Genomic DNA, 7,698 nt, shown 5'->3' with positions numbered 1-7,698 from the left:
GCCCCGACCCGCTGCGCCCGCTGCCCGCCGCGGGCGACGGCTCGGTGCCGGTGCCCGTGCTGTCCCTGAAGGCCGGATCCGTCGCCGCCTGGGCCGACCTCGTCACCGGCGAGCGCGGAGTCCGCCGCGCCCTGCCCGTCGTCCTGGCCGGCACCCTCACCAAGGGCGCCCCGGCGCCCGGACTGCGCGCCCCGCGCTTCCCGCGCGCCGCCACCGCCGCCGTACGCCGCTTCTTCACCCTCGCCACCCCCGCCGCACGGCGCCTGGCCACCCAACTCGCCGCCATCCCCTTCGAGTTCGACCTCGTCGACCAGCTGCGGCGGCGCACCATGCCCGAGACCGGACCCGACCACCTCGCCGAGATCCTGATGGGCGGGCTGATCGACTGGGACAGCGGCGGCGAGGGCCGGCCCGAGTTCGCCGAAGGAGTGCGCGAGGCGCTGCTGGCCACCACCACCCGCAGCCAACTCGCCCGTACCGTCAGCGTGGTGGGCGAGCTGCCCGCCGCCGGCGAACGGGGCCTCGCCCTGCGCGCCGCCCTGCGCGACCCGACCGGCACCACACTGCCCGACCCCGCCGAGCACGGCTGGGTACGCAGCGAACTGGCCGTGATGCGCGCACTGTCGGGACCGTACTCCGAACGCGCCAGACGCATCGAACCCAACCTCGCCAGGCTCGGGTCCGGTGCGGCCGAACGGGTGGCTGCCCGTTTGCCCGCCGTCTCACTCCCTGAGGTGAACCACGCGGGCGGCGGGGGGTCAGCGGGCGGCGGAGATGGCAGGGATCCAGCAGACGTCCCCGACGGAACTGGAGAACCGCCCGTGCAGAGCCTGGTAACCGACGCGATCCAACAAGAAGCCCCGGAGGCTGAGCAGCTCATGCAGAGCACCACGACCGCAACACCGGCTCTTCTGGTGAACGTTCCCCTCAGGAACACGTCGTTCGTCGGCCGCCAGACGCTGCTGAGGTCCGTGGAGGAGCAGCTCAGCGCCCAGGACACCGCGGCCGTCCTGCCGCACGCACTGCACGGCCTCGGCGGCGTCGGCAAGTCCCAGCTCGCGCTGGAGTACATCTACACCCACCAGCACGACTACAAGGTGATCTGCTGGATCCCCGCCGAGCGCGAGAGCCTCATCCTGGCCGCCCTCGCCAGTTTGGCCGCCCAGCTGGGCGTCGCCCCGACCGGTCAGGACAGCCTCGGCGCCCCCGCCGCCAACACCGCCGTGCCCGCCGTACTGGAGGCACTGCGCGCCGGGGCACCGTACGACAACTGGCTGCTCGTCTTCGACAACGCGGAAGACGTCGAGGCGGTGCGCAACTACTTCCCCACCAACGGGCCCGGCAAGGTCATCGTCACCTCCCGGAACCGGGCCTGGGAACGGGTCGCCACCCCGCTGCCGGTCAACGTGTTCGAGCGCGAGGAGTCCATCGAGCTCCTCCAGAAGCGCTCGCCCGACCTGAGCGCCGAGGACGCCGACCGGCTCGCCGAGGCCCTGGGCGACCTGCCGCTCGCCGTCGAGCAGGCGGGCGCCTGGCGCGCGGTCACCGGCATGCTCGTCGACGAGTACCTCGACCTGCTCGCCCAGCGCAGCCCCGAGATCCTCGAACTCGACCCCGCCCCCGACTACCCGGTCTCCGTCGCCGCCGCCTGGGACATCTCGCTGGAGCGGATCCAGCAGAACAACCCCGGCGCCCGGCAGCTCCTCGACATCTGCGCCAGCATGGCCCCCGAGCCCATCCCGCGGTCCATGCTGCGCGGCAGCCGGGGCGTCAGCATCACCCCCGAGATGGATCCGCTGCTGCGCGAGTCGATCCGGCTGAACCGGGCGGTGCGCGACCTCAGCCAGTTCTCGCTGATCAAGGTGGACCCCCGCTCCGACACCCTGCAGATGCACCGCCTGCTGCAGACCGTGCTCCTGGCCAAGCTGAGCGCCGACGAGCGACAGCGGATGCGGGACGCCGCCCACCAACTGCTGTCGGCCGCCAAGCCCGGCGCCTACGGCTCCTCGCTGGAGTGGCGCTCCTACCAGGCCCTGCTGCCGCACGTGCTCACCTCGCAGGCGGTCACCAGCACCGACACCTGGGTGCGCGAACTGGTCTACGACACCGTGTGGTTCCTCTACTACTGGGGCGACCACGAAGGCGCCGCCGACCTCGGCCGGCAGGCATGGAGCGCCTGGATCGCCGCCTCCGGCGAGGAGAACATCCACGTCGTACGGATGACGAAGAGCTTCTCCTTCCTGCTGCGCCAGGTCGGGCAGGTCCCCGAGTCGATCCCGCTCTCCGAGAAGGCCCTCGAAGTGTCCCGCCGGATCGAGGTCGAGCCGGAGGAGCTGATCGACTCCCTGTGCGAGATGGCCGACGCCCGCCGCTACCAGGGCCGCTTCCAGGAAGCGCGGGACCTCGGCGAGGAGGCCACCGAACTGGCCCGGTCCCTGTTCGGCTCCGACGACCCCGCCACCCTGCGGGCCACCCACAGCTGGGGCGTCGACCTGCGGCTGTGCGGACAGTTCAAGGAGGCGCTGCCGCTGGACCAGGAGAACGCGCGCCTGCGCGACCTGCTCTTCGGCCCGGCCAGCTTCTTCACCCTCAACACCCTCAACGGCCTGGCCATCGACATGCGGGAGGGCGGCGACTACCCCGGCGCCCGCGACTTCCAGGAGGACGTCCACCGGCGGGCGCGCACCGCGCTCGGCGAGGAACACCCGCTCACCCTGCGCATCGCCCGCAACCTCGCGGTGTGCCGGCGCCGCGACGGGGCGCTCGCCGAGGCCGCCAAGCTCGCCGAGGAGACCCTGCGGCGCTTCGTCGCCCGCTACGGCCCCGACCACTTCGACTCGCTGTCCACGGCGATCAACCTGGCCGTCGACCAGCGCCTGTCCGGTGACCTCGAAAGCTCCCGCCAACTGGCCGACGTCACCCTGCGCCGCTACGAGCAGCGCCTCGGCGAGAACCACGCGTACACCCTGCTGGCCCGCGCCAACCTGGCCGCCACGCTGCGCACGCTCGGGTCCCTTGACGCCGCGCAGGAGCACGAGGACGCCGCGGCGGACCGACTGGCCGAGACGGTGGGCGAGCGCCACGTCATGACCCTGACCGTCGCCATCGGCCAGGCCAACACGGCGTACGCACGCCTCGACTTCGAGCGGGCGCACGAGATCGACCAGGCCAATCTGCCGCTGCTCGCCGAGGCGGCGGGCGAGGAGCACCCGCTCACCCTCTCCTGCACGGCCAACCTCGCGCTGGATCTGCGAGGGCTGGGCCGCGGACCGGAAGCGGACGAACTCCAGCGCAAGGCCGTGGAGGGCTTCACCCGGATCCTGCGTGCCGACCACCCGTGGCTGCTGGCGGCCCGGCAGCGGCGGCGGATCGAGTGCGACATGGCGCCGATGCCGCTTTAACCTCCGGCGGGTGGGCGGTGTATTTGGGTGGGCGTGGGGTTGTGGCGGCAGTGCGGGTCCGGTGGGGGCTGGTCGCGCAGTTCCTCGCGCCCCTGGGGCATGGAGCCTCCCGGCGATGGGGGGAAGCCCAAGTAACACGCCGGGAGGCGGGAGGGTCGGGGGGGGCGTGGGGTGGTGGCGGCAGGGCGGGTCCGGTGGGGGCTGGTCGCGCAGTTCCTCGCGCCCCTGGGGCATGGAGCCTCCCGGCGATGGGGGGCAGCCCATGTCACACGCCGGGAGGCGGGATTGTCGGGGTGGGCGTGGGGTTGTGGCGGCAGTGCGGGTCCGGTGGGGGCTGGTCGCGCAGTTCCTCGCGCCCCTGGGGCATGGAGCCTCCCGGCGATGGGGGGCAGCCCATGTCACACGCCGGGAGGCGGGATTGTCGGGGTGGGCGTGGGGTTGTGGCGGCAGTGCGGGTCCGGTGGGGGCTGGTCGCGCAGTTCCTCGCGCCCCTGGGGCATGGAGCCTCCCGGCGATGGGGGGTCAGCCCATGTCTGCCGCGGGGACGGGGTCCGAATGGACCGTGTGGGGGCGTTCGGCCAGGCGGCGGACCAAGAGGAGCAGGGGCTGGGTGAGGAGGGTCGTGGCCAGGGCCATGAAGACCAGGACCGTGTAGAGCGGCTCGCTCAGCAGGCCCGCCTGCAGGCCCGCGTTCAGGGCGATCAGCTCGGTGAGGCCGCGGGCGCTCAGCAGGACCCCGACGGTCCGTGCGTCGTCGCGGTCCAGCCCGCCCAGCCGTGCGGCCACCGTCCCGCTGCCGATCTTCGTGGTGATCGCCAGGACGGTCACCACCAGCAGGGCCACCCACCCCGTGGCGTCCATGGCGTTCAGTGCGACGGACTGCCCGGAAACGACGAAGAAGAAGGGCAGGAGCAGCGAACTGACGTCGTGCAACGGCCGCACCAGTTCCGGATCGAGCGTTCCGCCCTTCTCCCGTGGCACCACGACCCCCGCGAGCAGCGCGCCGAAGATGACATGCAGTCCGAGGGAGTGCGTGACCCAGGCCGACCCGAGGGCGAAACCGATCAGCAACGCCAGCCGCAGCGAGGGCTCCATCCGCGTCCGCGGCCCCCACAGCAGCAGTCGCAGCAGCGGCCGGGCCGCCACCAGCATCAGTGCGGTGAAGCCGAACGCGATCAGCGCCCGCCACGGCCACCCGAGCGCGTGTTCGCCACTGTCGCCGTCCATCATCGTCCCGGCCAGCACGGTCCACCCGATCACGTCGAGCAGTCCGGCGGCGGACACGGCCACCACGCCGGGCACCGTGCGGGCCAGGCCGTTCTCCCGCACTATGGCCGTCAGCACCGGCACCGCCGTTATCGACAGGGCGACCCCGGCGAACACCACCATGGCGGGGGAGAGGTCCCGCGGCATGCCCAGGTCCCGCAGCTGCTCCTGGAACAGCAGGGCACAGCCGCTGCCCACGGCCATCGGCACCACGAACGCCGCCACCGCCACCGTGCACGCCGTGCGCGCCCGTGCGCCCAGGACCACCAGATCGAGTTCGTAGCCCACCGCGAACAGGAACACCACCAGGGCGAACTGCGCGAACCCGGTCAGGGCCGGACCGATGCCGTCGGGGAACAGCTGGTCGTACGTGTCCGGTGCGAGGCTTCCGAGCAGTGAGGGGCCGAGCGCTATGCCCGCGGTCAACTGGCCGACGATGTAGGGCTGTTTCAGCTTCCGTGCCAGCCAGCCGGCGGCGTGTGCGGCCACCAGGATCAGGGCCGAGGCCCCCACGAAATGCATGACCATCGTGTCAGGGCTCACGGTGTCTCCCTGGTGTCCAGTTGTCGGGGCCGTTGTCCGGCCGCGGAAGGGTCATCGCACGTGTGCTCGACCCCAACCTCCTTATGATACTGGTAAGTTGACGACGTAACGGAAGTCGTACACAACGCTGCACCGGTGTCACGGGGGGCACATGACGGCGGTCGTCTTCATTCACGGCACAGGGGTGCGCGAACCCGGCTTCTCGAAGCTCGCGGGGCGCGTGGCGGCCGGGCTGACCGCCCTGCGCGGCGGACTTCGCATCGTGCCGTACTACTGGGGAGGCGCGCACGGCGCCACGCTCGCCGCGGACGGGGCGAGTCTTCCGGCGCAGGCGGGGAGCACGGCCCGAGGTCTGGGTCTCGCCGAATCCCCGGTCGCCGCCGACGACGACACCACGGCCGCCTGGGCCGCCCTCTACGCCGACCCGTACGCCGAGCTCGCCCTCGCCGCGGCCGGCGCCGGCATGGCCGTGGAGCGTCCGCCCGGTTCCGTACCGCCGGAACAAGGGCTCCAGGCCCGGCTGGCCGCACTCGCCGCCCAAGGGGACTCGCCCGCCGCCGAGTTGGGCCCCGGACTGGCCCGAGCGGCCACCGACCTCGCCGCCCATCCGCTGCTCGGCCCCGCCGCCGGTGCCCTCGACGCCGACGACCTCGCCCCTCTCGCCGCCCGCAGCCTGACCGCCCGGGTCATCGCCGACGCCCTGGACGCCGACACGCCGCTCGTCCCGGTCGGCGACACCCGGGACGCCGTGGTCGACCGGCTCGCCGAAGCCCTCGGCGCACCGTCCCGGGGCACGGAACGCGGCCTGCGCTCCCTGCTGCTGCGGGCCGCCGGATCCGCCGCGTCCCATGCCGTCGTACGCCGTCGGCGCGCCCTCACCGAGGCCGCGCACCCCGCCGCCGCGGACATCCTGCGCTACCTCAGCCGCGGCGAGGCGGTCCGCGCGGACCTGCGCACACTCGTCGCGGGACTGGAGCCACCCGTGGCGCTGGTCTGCCACAGCCTCGGCGGGATCATCGCCCTGGACACGCTGATCGCCGCCCCGCTGCCCCAGGTGCGCCTCCTGGTGACCGCCGGCTCCCAGGGGCCCTTCCTGTACGAGTCCGGCGCCCTGCCCACGCTCGACCACCCCGCCCCGCTGCCGCCGCACGTCCCGGACTGGCTGAACCTGTACGACCCCCGCGACCTGCTCTCCTACCTCGGCGCCGCACTGTTCCCGGGCCGCGTCACCGACATCGCCGTCGACAGTCGCCAGCCGTTCCCCGCCGCCCACAGCGCCTACTGGACCAACCCCGCCGTGTACCGGCACATCGTGGACCGCCTGCCATGACGGGTCGCGAGCCGGTCATGGATCCCACCCGGGTGCACGCCCTGATCGTCGGCGTCGAGAGGTACGACGCCGGGTCCGGCTGGGACCTGCCCGGGCCCGCCCGGGACGCGGTCGCCTTCCACCGGCTGCTGCGCGACGCCGGGGTGCCGGAGGACCGGCTCCGGCTCCACCTCGCCCCCTTGCCGCCGTACGTCCCCGGCCTCCCGTACCGGCCGGCCGACCACGCGACCCTGCGCCGCGCCCTCGTCCGGGAACTGCCCCTGGCCCAGGGGGACGTCCTGTGGGTGTGGTGGGGCGGGCACGGAGTCCTCGACCGGGCCGGTCACCTGCGGCTGTTCTGCGCGGACGCGACCACCGCCGACAAGCTGGGCATCGACCTGGACTCCGCGCTCGCCCGGTACGCCGGTGACGCCGTGCCCGCCTTCGCCGAGCAGCTGTGGATCGTGGACGCCTGCGAGACCTTCGAGGAGACCCTCGGCTTCCGGGAGGCCCTGCCGCCGGACGCGCTGCCCGTGGGGCGGCGCAACCTCGCCCACCGGCAGACCCTGCTGCGGGCCGCCGGGCGCGGCCGGGCCGCCGCCAATGACCCCGAGCGCGCCACGGGACTCTTCTCCGAGGTCCTGCTGGGTCTGCTGGCCGACCGCGCGGCCGCGCTGCCCGCCCCGCCCGATCCGGAGGAACTGTTTCCGGCCGTACGAACGCGTATCGCGGCCCTCAGGGAAGCGGGCCGTACTCTGCAGTATCCCGAGATTCGGCTGCAGAGCCCCGAACGCACCGAGATCGTTCCCGTGGCAGGCCAGGGCCCCGGCCCGCACCCGGTCTCGCCGCTGCTGCGGGCCGTGGAGGCGCTGCTCGCCTACCCGTTGATGCGGGACCCCACCGAACGGCAGACGGTGGTCGGCGCGTTGAACCCGCGTGTCACGGCGACACTGCCCCGTCACACGAAGGCCCGCACGGATGCCACCGGCATACTCAACGGGCTCGCCCGGCACCACCCGGAAGCCCTGCGGGAGCTGCTCGACGCCGTGCTCTCGCTCGACGACGACCCCGAGCGCGGCGCCGAACTCGACGCGGCACTGCGCGAATTCGGAGCCTCGGTGAGACGTCGAAGCGATCGAAAATGATCGAGTGGCGTGATCGTACGGTTTTCGACCCGGG

4 protein-coding genes are annotated in these 7,698 nt (G+C 73.1%); 3 read left to right on the top strand and 1 reads right to left on the bottom strand.

Features of this window, described 5'->3' with window-relative positions; all coding sequences use genetic code 11:
• Positions 1–3,401, top strand: a 3,401-nt coding sequence (gene fxsT / locus ACWBNA_RS25295) for an FxSxx-COOH system tetratricopeptide repeat protein (protein WP_482706795.1), incomplete at its 5' end; no start/stop codon positions are given.
• 522 nt (positions 3,402–3,923) lie between these two features.
• Here the strand turns inward: fxsT and ACWBNA_RS25290 are convergent.
• A complete protein-coding gene (locus tag ACWBNA_RS25290) occupies positions 3,924–5,210 on the bottom strand; it encodes a cation:proton antiporter (RefSeq protein WP_482706794.1) in 1,287 nt (428 codons plus the stop codon).
• A 151-nt stretch (positions 5,211–5,361) separates the two neighbouring features.
• On the opposite strand from ACWBNA_RS25290, the gene ACWBNA_RS25285 reads away from it, so the two are divergent.
• The gene (locus ACWBNA_RS25285) at positions 5,362–6,540 is read left to right on the top strand and encodes a hypothetical protein (RefSeq protein WP_482706793.1); all 1,179 of its coding nucleotides are present in this window, start codon (positions 5,362–5,364) and stop codon (positions 6,538–6,540) included.
• The gene (locus tag ACWBNA_RS25280) at positions 6,537–7,664 is read left to right on the top strand and encodes an effector-associated domain 2-containing protein (RefSeq protein ID WP_482706792.1); all 1,128 of its coding nucleotides are present in this window, start codon (positions 6,537–6,539) and stop codon (positions 7,662–7,664) included. Before ACWBNA_RS25285 ends, ACWBNA_RS25280 begins: the two co-directional genes overlap by 4 nt.
• The last annotated feature ends 34 nt before the right edge of the window (positions 7,665–7,698 follow it).

Source organism: Streptomyces sp. Q2 (assembly GCF_056820935.1).
The sequence above is the reverse complement of the archived record's forward strand: the minus strand, read 5'-3'. Positions and strand labels throughout refer to the sequence as shown.